Annotated in this window: 24 protein-coding genes and 1 other RNA gene; 14 read left to right on the top strand and 11 right to left on the bottom strand. The window is 41.3% G+C overall.

Annotated elements, in window-relative coordinates; translation table 11 throughout:
• Positions 1-9 precede the first annotated feature (9 nt).
• From NOS7524_RS07470 to NOS7524_RS07455, 5 genes are all read left to right on the top strand, one after another.
• Positions 10-711, top strand: a complete 702-nt coding sequence (locus NOS7524_RS07470; RefSeq protein WP_015137876.1) for a hypothetical protein — start codon at positions 10-12, stop codon at positions 709-711.
• 47 nt (positions 712-758) lie between these two features.
• An RNA gene (rnpB, locus tag NOS7524_RS27965) (RNase P RNA component class A) lies at positions 759-1,205 on the top strand.
• Between the two features lie 121 nt (positions 1,206-1,326).
• Positions 1,327-2,043, top strand: a complete 717-nt coding sequence (gene rnc, locus NOS7524_RS07465) for a ribonuclease III (RefSeq protein WP_015137875.1) — start codon at positions 1,327-1,329, stop codon at positions 2,041-2,043.
• 271 nt (positions 2,044-2,314) lie between these two features.
• Positions 2,315-3,352 (top strand): Gfo/Idh/MocA family protein, encoded by a 1,038-nt coding sequence (locus NOS7524_RS07460; protein ID WP_015137874.1) that lies wholly within the window; start codon positions 2,315-2,317, stop codon positions 3,350-3,352.
• A gap of 144 nt (positions 3,353-3,496) precedes the next feature.
• Positions 3,497-3,850, top strand: a complete 354-nt coding sequence (locus NOS7524_RS07455; RefSeq protein WP_015137873.1) for a hypothetical protein — start codon at positions 3,497-3,499, stop codon at positions 3,848-3,850.
• Between the two features lie 105 nt (positions 3,851-3,955).
• Here the strand turns inward: NOS7524_RS07455 and NOS7524_RS07450 are convergent, their stop codons facing one another.
• Entirely contained in the window at positions 3,956-6,037 is a 2,082-nt protein-coding gene (locus NOS7524_RS07450) for a sensor histidine kinase (protein WP_015137872.1), read from the bottom strand.
• Positions 6,038-6,331: 294 nt separating this feature from the next.
• Between NOS7524_RS07450 and NOS7524_RS07445 the strand changes: the two genes are divergently transcribed.
• From NOS7524_RS07445 to NOS7524_RS07435, 3 genes are all read left to right on the top strand, one after another.
• Positions 6,332-7,039, top strand: a complete 708-nt coding sequence (locus tag NOS7524_RS07445) for a RibD family protein (RefSeq protein WP_015137871.1) — start codon at positions 6,332-6,334, stop codon at positions 7,037-7,039.
• Positions 7,040-7,142: 103 nt separating this feature from the next.
• On the top strand, positions 7,143-8,324 hold the full coding sequence (locus tag NOS7524_RS07440; RefSeq protein WP_015137870.1) for a GNAT family N-acetyltransferase: 1,182 nt from the start codon (positions 7,143-7,145) through the stop codon (positions 8,322-8,324).
• Positions 8,325-8,413: 89 nt separating this feature from the next.
• A complete protein-coding gene (locus tag NOS7524_RS07435) occupies positions 8,414-8,797 on the top strand; it encodes a DUF4346 domain-containing protein (protein ID WP_015137869.1) in 384 nt (127 codons plus the stop codon).
• A 45-nt stretch (positions 8,798-8,842) separates the two neighbouring features.
• Here NOS7524_RS07435 and psb32 read toward each other — a convergent pair whose 3' ends face one another.
• Positions 8,843-9,580 (bottom strand): photosystem II repair protein Psb32, encoded by a 738-nt coding sequence (gene psb32 / locus NOS7524_RS07430; protein WP_015137868.1) that lies wholly within the window; start codon positions 9,578-9,580, stop codon positions 8,843-8,845.
• A 140-nt stretch (positions 9,581-9,720) separates the two neighbouring features.
• On the opposite strand from psb32, the gene NOS7524_RS07425 reads away from it, so the two are divergent.
• Complete coding sequence (locus NOS7524_RS07425) at positions 9,721-10,581, top strand: hypothetical protein (RefSeq protein WP_015137867.1); 861 nt, start codon at positions 9,721-9,723, stop codon at positions 10,579-10,581.
• Here the strand turns inward: NOS7524_RS07425 and NOS7524_RS07420 are convergent.
• Both NOS7524_RS07420 and NOS7524_RS07415 read right to left on the bottom strand, forming a co-directional pair.
• On the bottom strand, positions 10,556-11,872 hold the full coding sequence (locus NOS7524_RS07420; RefSeq protein WP_015137866.1) for a site-specific DNA-methyltransferase: 1,317 nt from the start codon (positions 11,870-11,872) through the stop codon (positions 10,556-10,558). The genes NOS7524_RS07425 and NOS7524_RS07420 overlap by 26 nt on opposite strands.
• Positions 11,873-11,977: 105 nt before the next feature.
• Positions 11,978-12,754 (bottom strand): ZIP family metal transporter, encoded by a 777-nt coding sequence (locus NOS7524_RS07415; RefSeq protein ID WP_015137865.1) that lies wholly within the window; start codon positions 12,752-12,754, stop codon positions 11,978-11,980.
• 82 nt (positions 12,755-12,836) lie between these two features.
• Between NOS7524_RS07415 and NOS7524_RS07410 the strand changes: the two genes are divergently transcribed.
• Positions 12,837-13,751, top strand: a complete 915-nt coding sequence (locus tag NOS7524_RS07410; RefSeq protein ID WP_015137864.1) for a M48 family metallopeptidase — start codon at positions 12,837-12,839, stop codon at positions 13,749-13,751.
• A gap of 43 nt (positions 13,752-13,794) precedes the next feature.
• The gene (gene surE, locus NOS7524_RS07405; protein WP_015137863.1) at positions 13,795-14,475 is read left to right on the top strand and encodes a 5'/3'-nucleotidase SurE; all 681 of its coding nucleotides are present in this window, start codon (positions 13,795-13,797) and stop codon (positions 14,473-14,475) included.
• Positions 14,476-14,590: 115 nt separating this feature from the next.
• Here the strand turns inward: surE and NOS7524_RS07400 are convergent, their stop codons facing one another.
• Complete coding sequence (locus NOS7524_RS07400; RefSeq protein WP_015137862.1) at positions 14,591-14,926, bottom strand: hypothetical protein; 336 nt, start codon at positions 14,924-14,926, stop codon at positions 14,591-14,593.
• Between the two features lie 804 nt (positions 14,927-15,730).
• Here NOS7524_RS07400 and NOS7524_RS07395 point away from each other — a divergent pair.
• A complete protein-coding gene (locus NOS7524_RS07395) occupies positions 15,731-16,408 on the top strand; it encodes a sugar transferase (protein ID WP_041555223.1) in 678 nt (225 codons plus the stop codon).
• A 127-nt stretch (positions 16,409-16,535) separates the two neighbouring features.
• On the opposite strand, the gene NOS7524_RS07390 is transcribed toward NOS7524_RS07395, so the two are convergent.
• From NOS7524_RS07390 to NOS7524_RS07375, 4 genes are all read right to left on the bottom strand, one after another.
• On the bottom strand, positions 16,536-17,168 hold the full coding sequence (locus tag NOS7524_RS07390; RefSeq protein ID WP_015137860.1) for a HupE/UreJ family protein: 633 nt from the start codon (positions 17,166-17,168) through the stop codon (positions 16,536-16,538).
• A 319-nt stretch (positions 17,169-17,487) separates the two neighbouring features.
• Positions 17,488-18,975 (bottom strand): sensor histidine kinase, encoded by a 1,488-nt coding sequence (locus tag NOS7524_RS07385; protein ID WP_015137859.1) that lies wholly within the window; start codon positions 18,973-18,975, stop codon positions 17,488-17,490.
• Positions 18,976-19,058: 83 nt separating this feature from the next.
• The gene (locus NOS7524_RS07380; protein ID WP_015137858.1) at positions 19,059-20,810 is read right to left on the bottom strand and encodes an ABC transporter ATP-binding protein; all 1,752 of its coding nucleotides are present in this window, start codon (positions 20,808-20,810) and stop codon (positions 19,059-19,061) included.
• Between the two features lie 82 nt (positions 20,811-20,892).
• On the bottom strand, positions 20,893-21,588 hold the full coding sequence (locus NOS7524_RS07375) for a hypothetical protein (protein WP_015137857.1): 696 nt from the start codon (positions 21,586-21,588) through the stop codon (positions 20,893-20,895).
• A 240-nt stretch (positions 21,589-21,828) separates the two neighbouring features.
• Between NOS7524_RS07375 and galE the strand changes: the two genes are divergently transcribed.
• Entirely contained in the window at positions 21,829-22,827 is a 999-nt protein-coding gene (galE, locus tag NOS7524_RS07370) for a UDP-glucose 4-epimerase GalE (RefSeq protein WP_015137856.1), read from the top strand.
• Between the two features lie 397 nt (positions 22,828-23,224).
• Positions 23,225-24,091 (top strand): DUF4231 domain-containing protein, encoded by an 867-nt coding sequence (locus NOS7524_RS07365; protein WP_015137855.1) that lies wholly within the window; start codon positions 23,225-23,227, stop codon positions 24,089-24,091.
• 1 nt (position 24,092) lies between these two features.
• On the opposite strand, the gene NOS7524_RS07360 is transcribed toward NOS7524_RS07365, so the two are convergent.
• A complete protein-coding gene (locus tag NOS7524_RS07360) occupies positions 24,093-24,734 on the bottom strand; it encodes a hypothetical protein (protein WP_015137854.1) in 642 nt (213 codons plus the stop codon).
• On the bottom strand, positions 24,709-25,983 hold the full coding sequence (locus NOS7524_RS07355) for an urease accessory protein UreH domain-containing protein (RefSeq protein WP_015137853.1): 1,275 nt from the start codon (positions 25,981-25,983) through the stop codon (positions 24,709-24,711). Before NOS7524_RS07355 ends, NOS7524_RS07360 begins: the two co-directional genes overlap by 26 nt.
• Positions 25,984-26,010 lie beyond the last annotated feature (27 nt).

Raw genomic sequence — 26,010 nt, 5'->3', positions numbered from 1 at the left:
CGCTAAGTTATGACTAGGAGTAGCGACCAAAATTTAATTGTATTGACCGTTTATATTATCGGCGTTGCTTACGTCTTTAATCGCATGGTTGAATCCATCGACGATCGCATTAAATATGAGTTTAAAAAGGGCGCGGTGGATGAGCAACTCAAAGAGCAAGGTCTGGACGATAAGATTGGCATATCTTTTAAACTCAAAGCCTCAGATCCCATAGACGACCTCAAAGACTTGTCTATGACTATCGAGAATAAGTCTGAAAATTTGGCGGTTTATGTAGATTGGGAAAATTGCTCTTTAATCACTGACAATAGATCACGCCGAGTCATCAGAAAATCACCAGACTTAACCCGTGACTTGGCCATACCGCAAATTCCTAGCTTGATCGTACCCAAGAAGTCACTTTCAGAGACAATCACCGCCGAAGATTTATTTGAACGCGATAAAGAAACGGGCGTTTACACGGTGAAAAAACCGCTAGTTAGTATCGGTGGACTAAAAAATGGTGGCCCGCCCCAGAAAAAGTTGTATAACGACTTTATGAACAGAGGTAAAGAAATAGAATTTTCCCTACAACTGGTACTGCGTTTATCAGAAATCAGAGCTGGGATAGCTCCCGGCTCAGAATATCCTCCCATCAGTATTATTAATTGCCCCTTCACCGTCAAAAAACTACCGTGGACTTACGCCCTACCGTGGAATAAAAAGAAATAACCAAAAGACACACATGATATCATCCAGGATTAAACTGTAACTAGGGAGAGAGTAGGCGTAGGCGGTTGCAGATCAGTTAACACTGGTTTGAGGAAAGTCCGGACTCCCGAAAGACCAGACTTGCTGGATAACGTCCAGTGCGAGCGATCGTGAGGATAGTGCCACAGAAAGATACCGCCAAAATGAGGCAACAGGTGACAGGTGACAGGTGACAGGTGACAGTAAAATTCCTGTAACCTTTAACCTGTAACCTGCAACCTCTCATGGTAAGGGTGCAAAGGTGCGGTAAGAGCGCACCAGCAACGTCGAGAGGCGTTGGCTCGGTAAACCCCGGTCGGGAGCAAGGCCAGAGGAACTACGGTTGGTCTTTTACCAGTTCCGCCATAATAGAGCCGCAAGAGGCGTTTGGTAACAAACGTCCCAGATAGATAACCGCCCTCATGTAGAGTAATCTACATAGAGAACAGAACCCGGCTTACTACCAACTCTCTCCTCTTTTAGTCCATAGTCCATAGTCCATAGTCAAAAGAAACGACTATCAACTGTTGACTAATGGCTAATAACTGTCAACTATCAACTGTCAACTATTAACTGTTGGCTAATGACTAATAACTAATGAGTCTTGTTTATCCACGTCGTCAGCGTCAGCTGGAAAGTTTAGTCAGAAAGTTAGGTCTGCCAACTAATGCACCCATTAAGTGGCAATTGCTGGACTTAGCTTTGACCCATCCTACGGTTTCCGATTCCGCCAATTATGAACAACTAGAGTTTGTTGGTGATGCAGTGGTGCGATTAGCGGCTGCTGTGGTGTTATGGGAAACTTATCCCGATTGTCAGGTGGGGGATTTTGCCGCTATTCGGTCGGTATTGGTGAGCGATCGCATTCTCGCTCAATTAGCTAGAGAATATGGTTTAGAGTTACATCTGTTAGTCGCTGGTAGTGCCACCAGCGATAAAGTTGGTCAAGAGTCACGACTAGCAGATGCTTTTGAGGCTGTTTTAGGCGCATTGTATCTCAGCACCAGCAATTTAGAACTCATTCGTCCTTGGTTAGACCCCCACTTTCGCCAACTAGCCGCAGAAATTCGCCTCGATCCCGCTAGACTGAACTACAAAGCAGCTCTCCAAGAGTGGACACAAGCCCAGTATAAAGTCTTACCAGAGTATCGAGTTGTAGAAGTTAATCAAGCCAACCGCACCCACGAGCGTTTCATGGCTGAAGTTTGGTTATATGACAAAAAACTAGGCGAAGGTAAAGGACGCTCTATTAAAGCTGCCGAACAAGCTGCCGCGAAAGTAGCATTTTTAGCAGTTAATCCCCAGGAGGTGTAGGGAAGTAGGGGGAGAAACATTTAATGCCCAATGCCCAATTATCGTAAATTCAAGGGTTTAAGACCCTTACGTCTACATGTAGTATCAGTTGAGTTGGGGTTTAAATCCCCGACTCCAACTGTCTTTAATTTTGAAGTAATGAGTAATAAGTAATAAGTAATGGGTATTACTCACTACTCACTACTCACTACTCATTACTCATTTAAGACCGCCTATTGACGATCGCCTTTTGACTATGGACTATGGACTATGGACTATGGACTAATCACTAATGATTAACATTGCTGTTATCGGGGTTGGGCGTTGGGGAGTGCATCTACTGCGGAATTTTTTAGCACTGCCTCAAGTTAGTGTGGTAGCGGTAGTAGATCCCCATCAGGAAAGGTTGGCAGCTGTCAAACAGCAGTTTAACTTAGATGAAAATGTTTTATTGACAACTCAGTGGCAAGATTTGCAACAAATGTCAGGGTTGACAGCCGTAGCGATCGCCACCCCCGCCACTACTCATTATGCTTTAGTAAAAGATGCTCTCAATTGGGGCTATCACGTTTTAGCAGAAAAACCCCTAACTCTCGACCCAGTAGAATGTCAAGAACTTTGCCAATTGGCAGAGCAGAAACAATTAATACTGATGGTTGACCACACCTATTTATTCCACCCAGCCGTTGAGGGGGGACACGCTGTAGTACAGGCAGGTAAATTAGGTGATTTGCGTTATGGCTACGCCGCACGCACCCATTTAGGCCCAGTCCGTCAAGATGTTGATGCACTGTGGGATTTAGCCATTCATGATATTGCTATCTTCAACAACTGGTTAGGTCAAGTTCCCATCAGCGTACAAGCGACGGGGAGAGTGTGGCTACAAGGTGAGGGAAATAGGCAAATTCCCCACTCCCCACCCGGTTTAGCTGATTTAGTTTGGGTAACACTCACATACCCCGATGGTTTTCAAGCATATATTCATCTGTGCTGGTTGAATCCTGATAAACAGCGTAGATTAGCTGTGGTAGGTAGTCTTGGGACTTTGATTTTTGATGAAATGTCATCTGCATCACCTTTGACGCTATTACATGGTGAGTTTGAACGTCAGGGAAATCTGTTTTTACCTATCAATCAAAGTCAAGAGGTACTGGAATTAGAGAAGGGAGAACCATTAAAACGAGTTTGTCAAAGTTTTGTGACTTGTATCCTTCAGAATACTCCTGCAACAATCTCATCTGGCTGGGTGGGTACAGAGTTAGTCAAAATTCTCTCTGCGCTCACAACATCTTTGCATCAGGGGGGTCATACTGTTGTAATTTCAGGTTGATACAAGTAGATAGTAGGACAGCAGAAGGTAAATTTTCAATAATCCTCTCACTTAAGAATGATTTCTACAATATAACTAAAGATTGGTTAAAGTTAATCTTTTATTTTTTATAAATTAAATAATTATTCTTTGAGGGAGAGAATTATGTTATCAACAATCAAAATTTCAAAAACAAAAAATTTGTTCAATAGTTACGAATCGGATTTATTGTATGAATTAAGCAATCAAGAAACTTCTGCGATTACGGCTGGATTTTCACTTAAAAATAATACAGACCGTACACAAACTTTCTACCCTTTTGCTAGCACATTAAGTCCCAAACAACGTGTTCTCCAGCCAGGGAAAAGTGGTAATTTCCCAGGAAATTATGTTTTATTTAACTCTTCTAGAACACAATTCAAACCAGTTATAGAACCCGTAAAATCTGATGGAGAATATCAATTTTTGACACAAGGGGATGAAACTCTCTTAAGAGGTATAGTCTTCATACAAGAGTAAAGTTTTTTCATGATTACAGAATCTTTATATGTGTTAGCTGAAATCTTTCTAGAGGCGTAGTATTTCTACGTCTCTACATTATTTTTAATCAAATGTTTAATTTGATTATCTATTCAAAGTTTCTTTTATATAAACTTCTCCCGATGAGAGGCTAGATAGAACATCAGATGGTGATAAAATGCTGACCTCATAATTTTGGTCTATTACTGTCTCCACATACTCAGTTGCTAAATCTTGGTGCTGAGAATCTGGTTCTGCCTTCGCTTCTTGCTCTTGAATCTCCTGATTTTCTACTAAGCTTACTAAAGGCTCACTATCCTTAGCTGTGGGTGCAGATAACAAACCAATATCAATTATTGGTAAGGTAATTTTGACCGTTGTGCCTGTGTTCAGTCCGGCACTTTCTAGGGTAATCGTACCTCCCATCAGTTCGATTAAGTTACGAGAAATTGCTAACCCTAATCCTGTACCTTCATATTTGCGTGTGTTATCACCATCTACTCTGACAAAGGGACGAAACAGTTTTTGTTGTTGGGCGGGTTCAATACCTAATCCTGTATCTGTAATCGTCACCGTTGCTTGAGATTTGCCCTGATGATGATGCACAGATGTGGAAATTGTAATTCCACCTTCATCTGTAAACTTAGTTGCGTTACCAATGATATTGATTAATACTTGTCGCAATTTGGCTGCATCTGCTTTGACAGGAATTGGTTCAGTGCCTAAATTAGTTTTTAACTGCAAGCCTTTGTGTTGAACATTGACTGATTGCAAATTAATCACTTCCAGCAAGATTTTTCTTAAATCAAGTGGTTCTGTGACTACAGAGAGTTTACCTGCTTCAATTTTGGAAATATCTAGTAAATCGTTAATAATTCCTAGTAAGTGGATGGCTGTTTCATCAGCACGTTCCAGAAATTCTAGTTCTTCTTCCCGACTATCACATAAATCATCTTTAACTAGACGGATGCAGTTGATAATAATATTGAGTGGGTTACGTAATTCGTGGGAAGTTGTGGCTAAAAATTGGCTTTTACTTTGATTAGCGGTTTTGGCTTCTTTCCAAGCTATTTCTATTTCTTCTGCCCAAGCTTTGAGCCTATCAACCATTTGGTCTATTGCTTGTGCTAGTTGATTAAACTCCCGAATTTGGAAGTTATGGGGTACTGGGTTGGCGGCATGGTGACTATGAATATTTAAGGCATAGTCTCGTAATTCTTCTACAGGATTTGCTAAATAGGGAGCTAGATATAACGATGCCAATAAGCTCGCACCAATTAAACCAACTGTTAATACAATTAAAATGAGTTTGATTTCTTCTAAACCTAATAGAGCATCATCTACACTGGTGACAGCCAGAACTACCCATTTGTGTTGTCGCTGGGTGGTGATGGGATCAGGAATAGCTGTATAGCCTGTGACTAATTCTTTCCCATCTCCAAAGGAAAAATTAATTGACTCATTGTTGCCTGCGATCGCATTTTTGACAATACTCTGGAGTTGGGCTGCATCTGGGTGTTGTGTGATCTTCTTGCCGACAAACTCGGCTTTTGGGTGCGCTAAGATTGTCCCGTATTGGTCAATAACTATGGTGTCACCTGTGAGCGAACCTCGCTTATTCTTGGTTTGTTGGTATAAAGCTGATTGCAAGCTCAAAGCATACTGCAATTGCCCAGAGCGATTATAAACCGGGGCAGATAGTACCAATTGCAGTTGATTGTGCGGATTTCTTTGACCAGTAGTTCCTGGTTTGGGCGGTGGTATAGTTCTGATATCTAAACTGTCATCAGGGAAAGATAAGCTGAAATTGGCAATGATATTTTTGTCGCAACTACTAGCAATGATCTCAACATTTTGCCAGTTCGTTAATTGCAAACAATTGACGTAGTTAGGTAATTGTTGTGTTAATTGAGTGAGAAATTCTTGAATTTCTCCAGATGTTCCCGACTGTAAAATCGCTGTACGACTGGCAGTTAATAAGTTAATTTTGAGGTTAGCGATCGCATTTAAAATTTTCTCCCCTTTGATAGTGGCACTTTCTGTCAGATTTTGACGTGAAGTATTCAACAGGCTAGAACGTGCCTTATTTAAAGCTGCTATTTGCCCTACAAATAAAACTGGCACAAACAGCAGTAAAATTCTCGTTACTAAAATACGTCGAAAGGATGATTGACGGGGATTAGCCATCTATTGTCTCACTTCGCAACTGCAAACCACGACAGCAAAGATATGCAATTAAACTAGCTCAAGGAGACATTGTATTAAGTTACCCGTTCTTTGGAATCAGCCCCTAAAGGTATCAAATGTTTAACTGCTAAAAAGCAATGTGTTATACCAAAACTGAGATTGAGTAGATATGAAAGTGAGTTGTGTTGCATACAGATATAGTAATGAAATTGGTAAACAGTAGCCTGCCAAAAGGGATTTTTTTTAAAATCAACACACTAGCAAGAAAAACATTCAGCCTATCAAACCAACTCAATGGTGCAACATCGTCCTCATACTACAGTAGTTTTGGCAATGAGTGCAGATGGCAAGATAGCAGATTGTAGGCGTGAGCCTGCGCGATTTGGTTCAAGTGCTGATAAAGCACACCTGGAAGAACAAATTGCTGCCTCTGATGCCATTTTATTAGGTGCTGGCACTTTGCGTGCCTACGGTACAACGTTGACCGTAACACATCCTCTGCTGCTGCAACATCGAAGACAACAGGGCAAACCTGCCCAGCCGATTCATATAGTCATTACAAACTCAGCCAACCTTAATCCGGAAATAAAGTTTTTTCAACAACCTGTCAAACGTTGGTTACTCACGACAACAGCAGGGGCGCTGGCTTGGCAAGAACACCAACGAGAATGTCCTCCACCATTCGAGGAGATTTTGGTTTTTGAAACATCACAGGGAACAATTGACGCGATCGCCGCTTTGGCACATCTAGCATCTCTAGATATAACACGCTTGGCGGTACTGGGTGGAGGAGCATTGGTAGCTTCTATGCTGGAGTCAGATTTAATTGATGAACTGTGGCTGACAGTTTGTCCACTGATTTTAGGTGGTGTGACTGCACCCACACCCGTAGATGGTGACGGCTTCATCTCACAATTCGCTCCCCGCCTACAACTTCTAGAAGTCAAAACCATCGAGCAAGAAGTTTTTCTCCACTATCGCCTGCAAAGACCAGTAAATTAAACTACGCTATTCATTGGGAATACCCCTCTGGGGAATTTAAAATTCTGCGCCTACAAAATTCAAAAATAATACTTCACTTATCCCCTGTCCCCTGTCACCTAAAATGGTTGAACAACTCAAGCCGCGTTACTCTATTGTTTGGATTAACAACATCAATGAAATCCCCCAAGATGCTTGGGATGCTCTCGCGTTACCCCTGAAAACGCCTTTTTTAGAGTGGAATTGGCTGCATAATTTGGAAGCTTCTCACAGTGCTACGGCGAAAACTGGTTGGCTACCAAATCATTTGACGCTGTGGCGAGATAGAACGCTGATTGCTGCTGCACCCTTGTATCTCAAAGGACACAGCTATGGTGAATTTGTCTTTGATCAGCAGTGGGCGGAATTAGCTGAACGCATTGGCGTGCAGTATTACCCCAAACTTTTGGGAATGACACCATTCACACCGGCGGAAGGCTATAGATTTTTAATCGCCGATGGGGAAGATGAAGATGAAATTACAGCGATAATGATACATGAAATTGACGATTTTTGTGTAAAAAATCGCATTTCTGGCTGTCATTTCCTGTATGTTGATCCCGATTGGCGACCACTGCTAGAACGCCAAGGTTTTACGCCTTGGTTACACCATAGTTATGTCTGGGAAAATTTAGGGTTTAATAATTTTGATGATTACTTGGCAGTTTTTAATGCTAATCAACGACGCAATATTAAACGGGAACGCAAAGCTGTAGAAAAGGTAGGTTTAAAACTACAACCCGTTACTGGTGATGATATTCCTAAGTCGTTATTTCCTTTGATGTACCAGTTTTATGCTGATACTTGCGATAAGTTTGGCTGGTGGGGTAGCAAGTATTTAACCAAGCAGTTTTTTGAGATGCTACACACTAATTATCGCCATCGGGTAGTATTTTTTGCCGCCTATAGTGAACAGGATGAACGTCACCCTGTGGGTATGTCTTTTTGCTTGTATAAAGGTGAGAGATTATATGGACGCTATTGGGGAAGCTTCCAAGAAATAGATTGCTTACATTTTGATGCTTGTTATTATGCACCGATTGAGTGGGCGATCGCTAACGGCATCCAATCATTTGATCCTGGTGCTGGGGGACGACATAAAAAACGGCGTGGTTTCCCTGCTGCACCTAACTACAGTCTGCATCGCTTTTATAATAATCGTTTAGCGCAAATTCTCCGTCCCTACATTAGTGAAGTTACTCAACTAGAGCAACAAGAAATTGAGGCGATTAATGCAGAGTTACCTTTTAGTAACCGAAATTCTTAAATAATAGTAAAACATCGGGCGAATCAAGATTTACACTTGATCTAGAGTGTAAAAACCCTGAATAAAGAAATTTACTTTTGAGAACGGTTATGGATTTGATACTAGAAAATTTGGCAGCTATTGATGATAAACTTTCTCAGCGTCATATTGACCTTGATCCCAATGGCTATTTCATTATCTATGTGGATCGAGCCGAGGGTTTAATTCACGCCAAGCATTTTACAAATATTATTGATGATCGTGGTTTAGCCGTTGACCCAGAAACAGGAAAAGTTATCCCCGCTAGAGGCAAAGTAGAACGCACTCACACCACAGTGTTTAGTGGTAGAACAGCTAAAGAGTTATCTGTGAAAATCTTTGAAGAAACTCAGCCCTGTCCTGTAACTCAGTTAGATCACGCCGCCTACTTAGGACGGGAATTTGTCCGTGCGGAAGTAGCGTTAGTAACAGGGCAAGAGTATATTCAAGATTAAAATTGGGAATGGGGCATTGAGAATAGATTCCCTATTCCCCATTCCCTAACCTTCCGACGATGGTTGAACTGCCAGATAAATATAGTAAGTTGCCATCGGGATGATAGTGGCAGCAATTAATAGTCCAACTACCCAAGCCGTAGCATTACCTTTGTCTGTTTCTTCGGCTTTTTTGAATGTGCCTTCTACCTGTACATTGTCAACAATTTGGGGAGGGCCGGGATCAGGTTGGCCGGAGAGGACTGCCACTAGGCGATCGCTTGCATCTAAAAATGCCTGATTATATTTGTTACCATCCCGTAAGGGTGCAGCTAATGTTTCTTCAGCCACACTCTGAGCAATCTCATCTGTGAGCAGTGATTTGACCTGATCCCCAGAAATAATGGCAGTCCCATTGGTGACTGTATCCAGCACTAATAAAGTTTGATTCGCTTTGGCTTCCGGAGTAGGAAACCATTTTTCAAACAGTGCTTGAGCAAAACTTGCTGGTGTTTCTCCATAATCGAGGCGGCGAATTGTCACAAATCTGACTTCGTTACCAGTTTGCTTTGCTAAGTCATCAAAGGTGCTGCTAATCTGACCTTCATTGATGCGGCTGATAACTTCACCTTGGTCTATCACCCAGTTAGAATCGCCTGCTGTCAGGTTGGGTATTTGATAGACACCTGTAGCTAATGCAGAGGTGGCAAATAATGAAGAAGCTAAAATCACCGTCAGCAGAGGTAATATTAGCCGGATGAGGATTGTCTTCATCCTAAAAACTTGGTTGAGGAGCTGTTTCATTTGATGATTCCATAATACCGACTAGCACCAAAAATACTATACAACTAATGTCAAAATCACCTCTTCCACGGATTGATCTAATGATTGGCTAGTCAGTCAACTTGTTTACCCAAGCTACCGTTATTTTAAGGAGATACCCCTTGACCTCATTTGGTGACTATAAAAGCAAAGCTTCTCAATACATTACTTTCATTGACTCAGAATTTTATCCAGATTATCTTGATGAAGCAAAAACTATTTATAGCAGCGTTATAGATCAGTTTACAGAGTTAGCTTATCTGGTTAGAAGTTCGGTTGATTTGCTAATAAGTATTGCTGATAAACCAAATCCATCCCGAACTCAGTTATTAAGGGTTTTTCGCAAATATGTATCACCAGATACATCTGTTGAGATGTTAAAGGTCAAAAAGAGAATCCCAAACATTATTGCAGATTATGGACATAGATTTAGAAAAATAGAGGAAGTTAGAGCAAACTTGGCAAGCCGTCCCAACCCTGATGAAGCACTCATGGCTCTTCTTATGGAGTATAAAAGCCGAGGACAGAAAGGATACGAACTAACCGAAGCGTTCTTTCTATGGTTTGAGTCAAATTTTGCTTCAGATTACTCAATTCAAGGACCAGTGCGTGCTGGAAGAGATATCATGCTTAACGAAGTTTTGCAAGAGTGGGATGCAAAAACACCAGCAGACATTCTCATTTCTCGTCACGATGAAACGCCACTGATTATAGGGTTTGCTCGTTACGATTCGGATCGAGGAGGAGCGCAAGAAGATGATCGGACAGGTGGAAACAGAGATAAAGTGACTGACATTCTGAGATATGCTGATAGGTATAAGTTACCTCTAAAAATATTTTTCCTGAATGATGGTCCGGGACTTACACTCGGTTCTATGTGGAATGACTATGCTGCTCTAGAAAACTATGGCAAAGGTAGAGTTATGGTATGTACTCTCAAAATGCTAGATGAAAGGTTTACCAAAGATTGGCTTGAAAGTTGAGTTTACTATGCCACTCCTGAATAGATGTTTCTGGAATATTTTGTAAATCTGAAGCTATCTCCACATATAAATCAAGTCCACTGTGTAAAACTCTATTGGTATCTAATAACGATTGTTGTTTGATCTGAGTGCCATTGCTATTAATAAAGTCGCCCATTGCTTCAGTACCTTTAGCTAAACGATGAACAGTAGTTTCTATTGCCAGCAGAGAATTATCTATAGCTACCCATTGCCGTCCTAGTTCTTCTGCAACTGCAATTGTCGTACCACTTCCAGAAAAAGCATCTAGTACGATATCTCCTTTATTAGAAGAGGCAAGAATTATCCGCTTAAGCATTTCTGAGTTCTTTTCAGTGGGATAACCTGTAATCTTGATATTTTGATTATGGGCATCTTTGAAATCCAGCCAAATATCCTGAACTGGAATTCCTTTACTATTGTCAAGATAAACTTTTCTTCTGGGATTACCTGTTGAAGACCAATAAATTTCACCTCTGGCATCCATTTCATCTAGAGTTTCAGGTGTATACTGCCAGTGTTTACCAGGAGGAGGAAGCATCCCGCGCCACTGTTGGCCAGTAGCACCATTTCTTGTTCCTGGGGCATGAATAGGAACTTTTTTATAACGTCTCCCGGTTTCTTCTTCTATGTATTGATATTCTTTTTTAGCAGTCCCGTCTGTCCAAGCTTCAAAGGCTTGATTCCATACGTACGTTTCAGTTTTTGTATAAAACAAAATATAATCTGAAATATTGCCGTATTGTTTTCGTGTATAGTTCTTGGGATTACATTTCTTCCTTGTGATCCAATTGCGGAAATTCTTAGCTCCAAAAATTTCATCCATCAACACCTTGACAGGAAAAGCCATATTATCATCAAGATGGACGTAGATAGAAGCATCATCAGCCATTAGCTCTCTTAGCAAAATGAGCCTTTGACGCAGAAACTCTAAATAGTTAGCCCCATTAATAACATCATGGTAGGCATGATTTTGTTTTCTAGATTCAAATTCAGCACCCGTAGCATATGGTGGATCAATGTAGACTAACCTCACATTTCCAGCAATATTAACGTCATCTAGTAATGCTCTAAGAACCCTTAAATTTTCGCCGTAAATTAATCGATTTTTAGGCTGTTTTTCTACACTAGCAACGCAAAGCAACTGCGCTGGAGAGATATTTAAAATATCTTCAACTGCTACTTTTCCCTCATACTCTAACCTGAAAGAAATACTATTACTATTTTTTAAAGTGCTGTTGTGTTTGAGTCTACTAGGTATTCCTGTCGCCATCTAACTTTGTCTTTCTGCTTGGTGATCTTTATTTTTACTCTAAGATGTTTGCGACGCAACTGTCGCTTTTGTTAGCCCATCTCAACCCAATCACACAACTTGTGATTACTCGCCAAATAAGATTGTTAGCACGACCAACAGCGTAAACCCAGCGATAATCCCGATAGTACCCTCATTCTCCCGTCCCCGACGATTGGATTCTGGGATGATTTCGTCGCAAATGACAAACAGCATTGCACCTGCGGCAAAAGTTAACGCCCAAGGTAGAGATGCCCGTGCTACGCTCACAACGCCTAATCCAATGAAGCTAGCAACTGGCTCAATCGTTGCGGTGAGAAAACTTACCCACAACGCATAGCCGACTGTATACCCTTCTGCCACTAAGGACATCGCCACAATCAAGCCTTCGGGAAAGTTCTGTAAACCAATCCCCAAGGCGGTAATCATTCCTGTCTGGACATTTTCACTACCAAAACTCACGCCTACAGCCAAGCCTTCCGGGAAGTTATGCAAGGCGATCGCAATGATAAATAGCCACACCCGCGCTAAACGTCCAGCCTTACCGCCATCGACTCCCTTAATAAAATGTTCGTGGGGTGCATACTGATGCACTAGCGATAAAAGCACACTTCCTGAGCTAATTCCCAATAGCATCACTAGGGCGACTAAAGGCTTTGCTCCATAGCTTTGAGTTGCTGCCTCAATTCCAGGGATTAATAACGAAAACGCTGTTGCTGCCAACATTACCCCGCCACCAAAGCCCAACAGGGCTGTTGTCAGGCGATCGCTAATCCGCCTTAAAAATAATACAGGCAACGCTCCGGCAAATGTTGCGCCACCGGCCAAAAAAATCGCAGCCACACTCGCTGGTGATAATTCCATCGCCCCCTCAAACCACTAAGCTATGCTCTTGAGTATTGTATCTATAGCTAGTGATCACAACTGGGAATATTTACACAAACTCATGACCAGAAAAAAATTTACAGGCTTAAAAACCGAGTTTTATGAGCATCCATTTGACCACAAGGCACTGGTAACTCTAGAAAGAACCCCAGTTCTGCCTATGTTGCTGAAGAAAATCAATGAATATGGTATTGATAAATTACTGCGGATGCAAACAACAGGTAGTGAATTTAAAGTCACACCTCGTAATTTTCCCAACCTCCATAATGCTTTTGAGGAAGCCTGTAACATTCTTGATGTTGTTCCTATCCCCGAACTATTTCTGTTTCGTGGTACAGGATACATTAAAGCCTACGCTATTGGTGTGGAAAAGCCAGTAGTGGGGATCAATCTAGAAGGGATGGAATGGCTATCTCACGATGAGCTACTGTTTGTGTTTGGACATGAAGTTGCACGTATTAAAGGTAAGTATTTGGCATACCAACAGATGGCTCATGTTATGCCTGCTGTGAAAAATTTGATCAGCACTACAACACTGGGTATGGGTGGAATAGCAGCCAATGGGTTGGAAATTGCTTTATACAATTGGATGATGATGGCTAAATTTACAGCTGATAGGGCTGGTTTATTGGCTTGTCAAGATCAAGATGTGGCTATTACTGCCTTAATGAAATTGGGCGGATTACCACAAGAATATTTGAACGAGGACACAATCAATGATTTTGTGTTGCAAGCCAGAGCTTTTGAATTTAATAATCTTGATAGTTTAGGTCAATTTGCTAAGACTTTTAGCTTTATGGAACATCTTCTGCCCTGGATGGTGATGCGAGCCTCGGAAGTTTTAAAGTGGGTAGAATCCGGTGACTATGAAAATTTACTACAAGGAAAAGCACCAGATACTCAACAAGCTGAAAATCAGCAAGATGACGAAGACTGGAACTTTTTAACTGCTTGGGATACAACCGAGCAAAGTTAGGATTTTGTTGGTATTTATAAGTTTTTATTCCCAATCCCCATCTATGACTATAATCCTCACTAACGATGACGGTATTGACGCGCCTGGCATCAAAGCTTTACTTCAGGCTGTCAACGGTAAAAATGTCATTATTGCTGCACCCAAACATCATCAATCTGGTTGTGGACATCAAGTTACTACCACTCGTCCCATTAACTTGAAGCGACGTTCTAATTTTGAGTATGCGATCGCCGGTACTCCCGCCGATTGTATTAGAATTGCTGTCGCACAAATTTGCCAAGATGCCAAATTTGTCTTGTCGGGTATTAACGCCGGCGGTAACTTGGGAGTTGATGCTTATATTTCTGGTACTGTTGCGGCTGTGAGAGAAGCAGCCATGCACGGTATCCCAGGTATTGCTATTTCTCACTATCGCAAAGCCAAACTCAATTTTGATTGGGACTTTGCAGCTAAATTAACGGCTGAAGTGTTAGCCGATTTACTTCACCGTCCCCTAGAACCGGGATGCTTTTGGAATGTCAATTTACCCCATCTACAACCAGGAGAACCAGAACCTGAGATGGTTTTCTGTCAACCTTGTACCAAACCTTTACCACTCAACTTTCGCATTGATGGTGACGATTTTTATTATGTGGGGGAATATGGCAAACGGGAACGGACACCAGGAAGTGATGTAGATGTTTGTTTTTCTGGGAAGATAGCCGTCACACAATTAAGGGTATAGGGAATGGGGAGTAGGGAATGGGGAATGGTAGATTATTTTACGTTTTTTCCCTTGTCCCCTTTTCCCCACCTCTTTGTAGAAGTTCTTCCATGTTGAATTTTGAATTGATTCCTCCCTAGTCTCCATCAACTGATCCCTGAATCAACGAAGTGAGCCTGTCTAAAGTTTGTGTCAGTTGGGTTAATCTTTGCAATGAATCATCCTGAGATTCTGCCAAGCTTTGGATAGCATCACACAAAGCAAAAATTTGATAGCCTTGTTGCTGTAGCTGCTTGCCTTGTGCTTCAACTTGGCAGCTAAGATTGTCTAATCTATCTGCGAGACGTTCTATTGTCTCAGTGGTAGAGAGTACGGCTTCTCCAATTTGCTCAACAATGGATTCTAAGCGACTGATTTTCACTTCGACTCCAGCTGAAATCATTTCTTGACCACCCCGATTATAAGAGAGCATTTTCGTACTTGAATTTCACTAACTGAATAATCTCTGAAGAAAGTAGTCAGGAGAGAGAATAACTACTTTGCAATTTGCTCCTAACTTATGAATTAAATCGTTGTCCCTGGTTATGGGCTAAACAAATTTAGGATATTGTTTTAAATGAAAACTCCATGTGTTTATAGCTGGAATTCTCCTAAAATTTGGATCAAGACAGCCCTAAATCATTTCCGTTTCATTACTATTGATGAATTTGTTTTTTACTGCTTCTGGCAAATGATAGAAGCATTTTTGCCACCTAACTGATAGTTTCGCTAGTGTAAAGCTCTATTAATCAACTGCTGACAACTTGCAAGGCTAGCTATGTCATGTTTGAGTCAGACAATCTTGCTTTTGGGAATGTGCCTTATTTACCTGACTTAGTTGTGTTAGCTTTCTTCGGGGCTTTGAGCAGCGTGCTGAGTGAACGAAAAATTACAGGTTAACCTCCCGCTCTGCTAGTAGCACTTTCAACTCAGCAATTTTGAACACTGGTATTTTGTCAGTTCAGCTTGAACTTTTCTACTGAGGTAATCAGTTAGTAATAATTTTTCCGCTAAATGAATTCTTTGACACATATTAGTATGCGCTATCCATCCTCCTTATGATAGATTTATGTGTCTTCATCTTAAATTTACACAAGTTCATGATCCCGCGAATATAGATGAAGATTAAGTAAATATACCGTAAAACATCGGGTTTGTGATGAAGTCAAGTTTATATTCTGATAGAGAATCAGTAATATTACGATTGTTAATAAACAACTTGGCTAGAGAATGTACCATGTATCAAACACCCTCACCAAGAGTATTGCAAGGTACTACTTACAAAGACTGGGAACTAAGTTTTACAGAACATCCCTCAGTAGAGTCGAAATTTAAACGTGGGTTGGATATTTTAGGAAGTCTGGTAGGACTGTTAATTTTGGCTATTGTGTTTATCCCGATCGCGATCGCCATTAAACTAGATAGTCCAGGACCGATTCTTTTCTCTCAAGAACGTTATGGCCTTCAAGGCCGTGTCTTTCGGATTTGGAAATTTCGCTCGATGGTCAATGATGCGGAGAACCTGAAATCTTTAGTAGATAACGAAGCAGATGGATTTGTCTTTAAAAATAAAAACGACTTTCGTGTCACCAAGGTAGGACGCTTTTTAAGAAGCAGCAGTTTGGACGAATTACCCCAGTTTTGGAATGTGTTGATGGGCGATATGAGTTTAGTAGGAACACGTCCGCCTACTGCTGATGAAGTGGCAAAATATAATAACCGTCACTGGCAACGTTTAAATGTCAAGCCTGGATTAACTGGTGAATGGCAAGTTAATGGACGTTCTCACGTCAAAGATTTTGAAAAAATAGTTGATTTAGACTTACAATATCAAAGCAATTGGCATCCACTATATGATTTACAAGTGATTGTCAAAACAATCTATGTCATTTTTGGCAAAATTGGTGCTTTCTAAAAATTAACATTTAATGGGTAATTAACTGTGTAATTTTCATTAGTTAATTGCTCATTAAATGTTACTAATAATTAGGCACTGGGAAGATGTAGCTTTAGAATCTGCTAGGATGCCTTGTGAACGTTATTTACTGGTGCGTTACGTGACGCGATAACACAATCCCAATTCCACAGAAAGCCCAACCTAACCAGCAATTGACTTGAGGTAAAGCATTTTTAATTGTGATTTCTTTAGCACTTAAGGCAACTGCATACAAAGTCAAAACTGTGCCTAATATGTAGGTTAGTATGGGGATGATTTCGACTCCGATGAGAGATTGGGCATTAACGTAACCTTGAAAACAGCCAGCGATCGCTCCTACCATAGCAATGATTAGCCAGTGTAGTTGATGAGGCATGATCAATATCGCACCACAGGCAATACTAGCAAGGCTCACTGTCATCTCTGCACCTGGTAAATTGATCTGTGATAGATGCAATAATATGCCCAAAATTGCTGACACTAGAAAAACAGTCGTGATTAGCAAACCTTGAACAACCCCAGCAGAAAGTAAGCCAATTGCTACGATACTAGACAGACTTACCAAACTTAAAACTGGATCTGCAATTCCCCATAACAAACCATCCCACCCATTAGCAATAACATGGTGAAGTGATAATCCACTCCAGGAACTTAATAGACTAATTAAGATGAGCGCAGCGATCGCTCCCAGATGACGATGCTGTAAACTGACAGCAGGAGATTTTGATATATTCAGCATTTTTACGCAGCACGAGTTTTTTGGTACTTTATGCTACCCAAGCCACAAAACAAACTAACGCAGCTATCAAACTAATACTGAGTTGCCAAGGATAGAACTTTGGAGGGAGTCGGGAATAATATCAATTATGTGAATTTTTATGTAACCCGGCGATAGTTTATTGAGAAAATTTTATCAAGAAAGGCAGAGGGCAGAGGGCAGGAGGCAGAAGGAATACTGGCCTCTGTCCTCTGCCGCGACCATTCCCCGAAGGGGTTCCCGCAGGGTAGGGAGCAAGGGTTTAAGACCCCCACCAAATTTTCAATTTGGTGGCTCTTGTTTAGGAGGGGTCGGAATCCCCTTCTAAACAAAACCTTCTGCCCTCTGCCTCCTGCCTCCTGCCTCCTGCCTTCTTCAACTGAGTTGGAATTTGAATCAAAAACTCTGTACCTTGAAGTAGAGAAGAATTGCATTTCAGGTTGCCACCATGCTTTTCTATCAGTTGGTAGCTAATTGACATTCCTAAACCCTTACCTGAACCGACAGGTTTAGTAGTAAAGAATGGATCAAAGATTTTTTGTCTCACCTCTTCCGTCATGCCACAACCGTTGTCAGCAATGCGAATCATGACTTGGTTACTATCTAAAACTTCTGTGCGAATATGAATCTGTGGTGTAGTTAATGGTTTGATATTTTTGACTAATGTCTCTTCTAAAGCATCAATAGCATTAGCCAGAACATTCATAAATACTTGATTTAGTTGTCCAGGATAACAATCGATATGAGGTAAATTACCATATTCTTTAATAACTTGAATGTCTGGATGCTTACCTTGAAATTTTAAGCGGTTTTGTAATAGCAAAAGTGTATTATTAATGCCTTCATGAATATCTACTTGTTTCAATTCTGATTCATCTAGGCGTGAGAAATTGCGTAAAGATAAAACAATTTCACGGATGCGTTCGGCTCCCATTTTGATAGAAGCTAAAAGTTTCTGCAAATCATCTGCTACAAAATCAATGTCAACTTCTTTCTGATAATCTTGAATAGCTGATACTGGTTGGGGATAAGACTTTTGGTAAAGGAGCAGTAATTTTAATAAATCTTGAGTATATTCGTTCGTGAAGTGGATATTTCCATAAATAAAGTTAATGGGATTATTAATTTCATGGGCAACACCTGCGACTAATTGTCCCAAAGAAGACATTTTTTCGGTTTGCACCAGTTGAGCTTGTGTAGTTGCTAATTCTTTGAGGGCTTTTTCTAATTTTCTTGCTTGTTCTTGAGCTTTGGTAGCAGTAGCCAAAGATTGCAACATCGCTTGTTTTAATTGAGCCGTGCGATTCTCAACTATAGTTTCTAATTCGGTTTTGATTTGTAAAAGAGCTGCTTCTGCTGTTTTTCTTTCAACGATTTCCGCTTTTAATTGATTGTTAGCTACCTCTAATTGTGCTGGACTCGGTAAAGCTAGCGCCTGGGGAATTATTGGTACTAAAATAATTGCTGTATAAACGGAGATAAAAGCAGTAATAGCTTTCATCAAGCCAGATAGCCAGTAAGTTGGATGCCAAAGTGTCCAAATTTCCATGACATGGGTTGTACCACAGGAAACAATGAAGGCTCCAAATAAGAGGAGTATCCATTTAAATGGAAAATCTTCTCGTTTTTGGACAAAATAAACTATGGTGATGGGAATTGAATAATAAGCCAGAGCAATGAGAGAGTCTGATAAGATGTGTAACCCCACTAACCCAGGCTTCCAGAGGTAACAATGTCCGTGGGGGATAAATAAGCCGTCTGCTAAGAAATTATGTATTAAATCCAACATGAATTTTGCCGTGTGTAGATTACTGAAGCAATTCGCACGACAAATTATACGCACACCAAATCATAGATGCTAGAGGAAATATACTAGCGTAGTAATTCTTCTACCTGATGTTGGCTCCACAAATTTCTGTACAGTCCAGGTTTTTGTAATAACTGTACATGATTTCCAGTTTGCACAATTTTACCTTTATCCATCACCAAAATCCGATCAGCTGCGGCCGCAGCCGAAAGTTGATGAGTAATAAAAACTACTGTTTTGCGTTCTGTACCACCAGAGAGATTTTTGAGGATTTGGGTAGCGGTTTGATTATCTACACTAGAGAGGGCATCATCTAAGATTAACACCGGCGCATTGACTAACAAGGCTCTAGCTAAAGCAGTACGTTGCCGTTGTCCACCAGAAAGCGTAATTCCCCGTTCACCGACTATAGTTTCGTATTGTTGCGGAAAATTAATCACTTCTGGGTGAATTTGGGCTAATTTAGCTACCTGCTCTACATTTTCTTGTTCGCTGATGGGATCACCATAGCGAATATTATTTTTGATGGTGGTGCTAAATAAAAAGCTATCTTGAGGTACGTAGGCGATCGCATAACGTAAATCTGCTAAGGCAATCTGGGTAATATCTACCCCATCTAAAAACAACTGTCCTGGGGCAATATCCAATAAGCGGGGTAAGGCATTGGCTAAGGTAGACTTTCCTGAACCGATGGCACCGACAATTGCCACTGTTTCCCCTGGCTTAATTCTAAAGTTAACTTGATCTAGAGCCGGAGTAGTCGCACCAGGATAAGTGAAACTGAGATTTTTCGCTGACAGTTCCCCCCTTACCTGCACTATCGGTAGATATATCGCACCTCTATCATCTTGAATTTTGGGGGTGACACTGAGAATAGCTTCTAAGCGATCTATACTTACTTCTCCCCGTTGGTAAGCGGTAATGGTAAATCCTAACAAGGCGGTAGGGAAAACTAACCGCTCTACATAGATGAGCAATGCCAAAAAATCCCCAACAGCCAGAGTTCCCGCCGCAATCTGTGTTGTTCCCAACCAGATAATAATTAGTGAACTCAAACCAGCTAAACCACCAATGAGCGGAAATAGGGTATTCCGGCTTTTTGCTAGTGCCAAGTTAGCCCCTAATAGCTGTTGATTTTTTTGAGCAAAAGCTCGACGCTCATTTTCTTCTTGGGCGTAGATTTTAATCAACGCTATGCCACTGACATCTTCTTGAATGAGTTCACTAATATCAGAAAGTTTTTCTTGTACTACTGCCTGTTGTTGACGTAAGCGATCGCTAAACAAATGTACTAATACAAACATCAAGGGATACACTGCTAAGGAGGCTAGTGTGAGATTGATGTTAATGGCTAGCATGACTGGTAGTGTAAGAGCGTAAGCAAACACCGTATTGGCCAAACTTAAGACGGCAAAACCTAACAACCGCCTCACATTATCTACATCACTGGTAGCCCTGCTAATTAAGTCCCCAATGGTATTAGTCGCAAAATAAGCAGGTTCCAGCTTCAGTAAATGCTCAAAAATTCTTTGTTTGAGGTCAAATTCTACTTGCCGTCCTACGCCAAATATCCACAGTCGCGAAGCCATGCGGATTAGCCACATAGCAGAACTGAGTAAAATAATCACTACTACATAACGTAGTATTTCATACCAGCTAAAATTATTGGCAATTTCGTCAACGCAAGCGCGAATTAACCAGGGAATATAAACCCCTAGTCCATTCACAGACAACAAAGCCAAAATGCCGAAAGTGGCATCTCGCCAATGGGGACGGAGGTAAGCACCAAGTTTAGCAATTCGTCGAGATTGTTTCATGGAATTAAGGCAGGGGGCAGAAGAATTTTAGATTTTAGATTTTGGATTAAACAATCTCAAATTTGAAAGTGCTGACGCACCCTTATGTCTGACGACCGCGTAAGAAAACGTAAACTTGATTCAGATAACTTTCCCAAACCTGTGTTGTCAGTTGGAGTGTTTCTGCACTGGGTACAAAGTCTTCTAGTCGCAATCCTCGTTCTCTAATTTGTTGGGGATTTTGCATCAGATAAGGGGGGATTTTCGTTTCCCAGTATTTAAATGCTAAAGTGGCTGGGCTTAATTGGCTACTGGGTAAGATAGTATCCCCCACCATATCTGTAACTGGCATGAGGTAGCTTTGTGTGTCCAAAGCGACAATCGTCTCCGATGGAGATGATAGTAGCTGATAATTAGGGATAGTTACCCCTGTGACTAACGGAGCTCTGACTAAGAAATAGGCGATCGCAGGTGTACTAGCCAAAAGTAAAACTGTCAGCGCCCAACCAACTAAATATCCCCCTGGTTTATCAATGCCTCCTCCCTTGATCCTTTGCGCCGCAAACATCAACATTAAAACAGCAGCCCCTAAAGGTTTTAGGGGAAACGATACCAAACGCCACAAAGATGCTACAGCTGGTTCATTGGGGTTCAGAAATGACAAAGCTATAACCACCAATAAAACAACAAAAATTAATCGTCCAACAAAAGTTCCAGAAGGGTAGAATCTCTGAAACACAGAGTATACAATTACACCAATTAGTAACCACAACAGTACCCGACTTAGCAGTAGAAACATAGATCTTTACTCTCAAATCTCCTTTTGTGGTGAGCCTAGAGGTTTCATAAAGTGGATTTATTTTATCGTCAACGGTAATTTGACCTAAAATACCTCACCCCTCACACCAAAGACTACCGTCGTAGTGATTTTAGTGCAATTTTTTCACACTGCGTCTAATATTTATAATTTTCCAGATTAGTAATTTGGTACACCGGTAAATTAAATTAATTGAGTAGTTGTCACTGGAAAGGAAAAACTATGTCACCTGGAAAGCCCAGCATTTTGGTAACGGGGGGAGCGGGATATATCGGTTCACACACGGTATTAGCTCTCAAGCAAGCAGGTTATGACGTGGTGATACTGGATAACTTGGTTTATGGGCATCGTGATCTTGTAGAGCAAGTGTTGCAGGTAGATCTGGTAGAAGGCGATACTAGCGATCGCGCCCTGTTGGACAATTTATTTAAAACCAGAAATTTTGCCGCCGTCATGCACTTTTCGGCCTATGCTTATGTCGGTGAATCAGTTACAGATCCAGCCAAATACTACCGCAACAACGTTCTGGGTACACTGGTGCTGTTAGAAGCGATGCTGGCGGCATCTATTAAGAATTTTGTCTTTTCTTCCACCTGTGCTACCTATGGTGTACCGGATGTTGTACCCATTCCAGAAAACCATCCCCAAAATCCCATCAATCCCTATGGGGCTACTAAGCTGATGGTAGAGCGGATTCTATCGGATTTTGATGTGGCTTATGGTTTAAAATCAGTGCGTTTTCGTTATTTCAATGCGGCTGGCGCTCATCCTGATGGGTTATTAGGTGAGGATCACAACCCGGAAACTCATTTAATTCCCTTGGTACTGCTGACAGCTTTGGGTAAGCGTCAATCTATTTCCATTTTCGGCACTGATTACCCCACCCCCGATGGTACTTGTATACGGGATTACATTCATGTGAGCGACTTGGCAGATGCCCACGTTTTAGGGTTAGAGTATCTACTCAAAGGTGGTGATAGCGAAGTTTTCAATTTAGGTAATGGCCAAGGCTTTTCTGTCAGAGAAGTGATCGCAGCTGCTGAACAGGTAACTGCTATGAATATACCAATACAAGAGTGCGATCGCCGCCCCGGAGATCCCCCCAGCTTAATTGGTAGCGGTGAGAAAGCCAGAAAACTTCTTGGTTGGCAACCCCAATATCCGGATATTAAAGATATTGTTGCCCATGCGTGGCAATGGCATTTGAAAAGACATAAATAGGGGAGTGGGGTGTCGGGAGTGGGGTGTCGGGAGTGGGAAGTGGGGGGGCAGGGAGAAATGGGGAAAGTCCTCCCCCCTTGCACCCAGCACAGACTACACCCAATGCCCAATTCCCCCAAGGGCTTGTTAAAAAAAGCTTAATTATCGTTATTTATCATTGCGCCTTATTTTTTGTTCGATTATATTCGAGTAAATTTTGACACATAAAGCTAGTTCTACTTTTGAGAGCCTAGCTAGCTGTAAATATTGCTAAATTCGACTCTTCTTTACACACCAAATCATCAACATTTGATGAGGCTGTGTAGTGATAATTTGCCTTGTATATCTGCATCTTCTGATTTCCAGGGAATTGCAGTAGCTAAATTTAACTAAGTATTAACAAAAGAGATAACAGGCAATGACTACATCTGAATTTACCAGTATTGATAATCAATCCCCAAACACTAATTATAACGGCGGAACGAATTTATTCTCTTCAGGAGAGCAAAAAAGATTATTGACACTGAAGATAATTGAGAATTTATTGTTAGCTATCCTATTCATAGCTGTGATTTTTGTGCTTGTGTTTTCCAAATATGAGAATTTTACCACTTATGGCATCATCTCTCTGAGTTTGGTAGGTTTTGTATTTATTATCAATAGGCAAGTTTTTCAAGACTCAAAAAAGTTAGTTAATCAACATGAATTTAACAAAAAAGCTGAACTATATACTTATCTCTTGAGTAATAATTCTGGACAATACAGTAATTTTACCCCTATCAAAGCAAAAGCTTTACAGTACAGCCAAGAGTTAATTGATGACTATAAACGGACTCGGAATTTATCGAGAACTATTTACTATATTCTGCAAATTACGACTGTTGTGTTTTCGGGCATCACACCTATTTTAGTGTTGGTAGATAAAATAGAATCGGGGCAAGCATGGTTAAGGTGGTTGCCTGTTATCTGTCCAGCTATTGCTTCCATTATGGCAAGCATAGTGACATCTTTTCCTTTTCAAAAGAATTGGATTACTGCTAACACAGCCGTTGAACTGTTAGAAGCCGAACAAGAAAAATTTATTTTGGGAGTCACTCCACCTTATCGTTGCTATGATGCGTCTGATGAAATCCAACAGCAACAAAAGGCAAGCCAAGCATTAGAATACTTTATTGTGCAAGTAAATAATATTCATTTGCAACAAGTGCAACAGACTAGCGAGACGCAATCAGAGAAAAAAGAATCTGCCCAATCTAACGAATCACACTCAGAACCGAGTTCTTAATTTAACTATTACCTTTTTGACGCTGCCAAGCAGCAAATATTACACCCAAAACTGCTACAGTGGGAAGAGCGATCGCCCACAATGGCAACGATGACAATTTACTCTCTCCCACAACATTTTTGATTTCTTGCTGGCTGTGAAGATTTCTCCCTGAACCAGCTGCTACAGTCACTTCAAATTTCAACTCAAAGGGTTGGAAATCTGCACCAGATTTGGGTTTTCCTATTAACTTAAGTTGATAAATTCCAGGTTTGGGAAAGGTAATATCTGCCCCTGGTATGCCTTGATAGCGTTCGGCATTGACTGGGGTTAATGATGGTTCTATTAATGCAGGTTCGTTGGGTGTGTAGGGCTGCGCGTACACAGCTAATTGACAGTCACATTGTGTCAAAGGAATTACCTTACCACCTTTACGAGTCAAAGCAAACCAAGCTTGTGCCGATTCCCCAGCGCGAGGAGTATCGTTTGGTTCAATGTGAAGTGTAGCACCCACATCTGCGGCTATTTCTACTTTATGGGCAGCAGCAGGATGAATATCAATTATGGGCAGAATTAAGCAACTTAAGAAGAAATACTTAACAGCTTGCAAAGAAGAAACTTGTTTGTCTCTGGTAACTTTACTGTGATTTACTTGGGGGAACATAAAACTTTTCTACAGTTAACTTTGACCAAAAACAGCGCATTCGTACTAGAAAAACTCCAACGGTGACTATTCCCAGTAACACAACCGCTAACTTATTTCCCCAAGTCAATTGTAAAGAACCCAAATAATGGGAACCAATCAACACCGCATGAATCACACTCAACAGTAAAGCCGGCACACTTAATAAATGAATCTGTCGCCAGCGTTTACCCCAAGATTTTTGCCACGATTCCCAACTTGTTAAAGCTGCGGGGGTCATTAATATTAATCCTAGCGCACCGGCAGTCATTCCCAGTTGAAATTCTGGCGGTAAAAACCAAAAAGCAGCAAAATTCCATTGCAATGAATGTTCAATCATGTGGGTGGTATGCACCACAGCCAAGACAAACGCCCCCACCCCCAAAGCACGGCGATAACGTAAAGGTGATGCCCACAATTTACTAATGGGACGAGCAATTAACGCCATCATCAAACAGAACAAAGCAGCGTGTCCGGTATAATCTACCATTGTGTCACCAGTCCGCAGCAAAGTAATTGCGCCAATACTCAGTGTCACCCAACCACCTAGGCGAAATAACTGACTACGCCTGTCTTGACTCACCAAAGCCGTAGACACACCGACACCTAACATTGTGGGGAGTGTGCCTAAACCAAATGCCAGCATAGTCGCCGTACCCAGCCATAAACTACCAGTCTCCGCCGCTTTAATTTGGGCAGCATACAAAAAACCACAAGGCATTAAACCCCAAGTCATACCCAATAGTATGGGTGTCCACCATCGCTGATGTAAGGACAACTTCACCATTGCGGTACTGAGGCGATTATGTAACCCGCCTTGTAATAGGGGATGTAGCAAAGGAATGCGAGGTAGTAAATGGGGTGTAATTTGTCCTAAACCGAACCAAATCAGCATCACACCAGTAATAATTGCCATTACACGCCGCAAGTCGCTACCCACACCCGCCAACTGTCCACCTTGTAACAGTACCGAACCCAGCGCCCCAATGCCAGCCCCGACTAAGGCATAACTCAGCATCCGTCCCAAATTTAATAAGACATGGAATATTAATTGCTGTTGCCAAGTAGTGGCAGGTTTTTCTAAAGTTGATACACCTGCTGAGGATGTTTTCTGTGGGGTTGATTGCTGATGAGACAGAGAAAATGCCACCGTTAGTGGCCCGCACATCCCGAAACAATGCCCAAAGCTACCCAAAAATCCCAAAATTGTAATTAAAAATAAATCGAACATATGTGGTCATGGGTAGTGCAAGAAATA

Source organism: Nostoc sp. PCC 7524 (assembly GCF_000316645.1).
GTDB lineage: Bacteria > Cyanobacteriota > Cyanobacteriia > Cyanobacteriales > Nostocaceae > Trichormus.
Note: the sequence above shows the minus strand (reverse complement) of the source record. Positions and strands in the feature narration are given on the sequence as shown.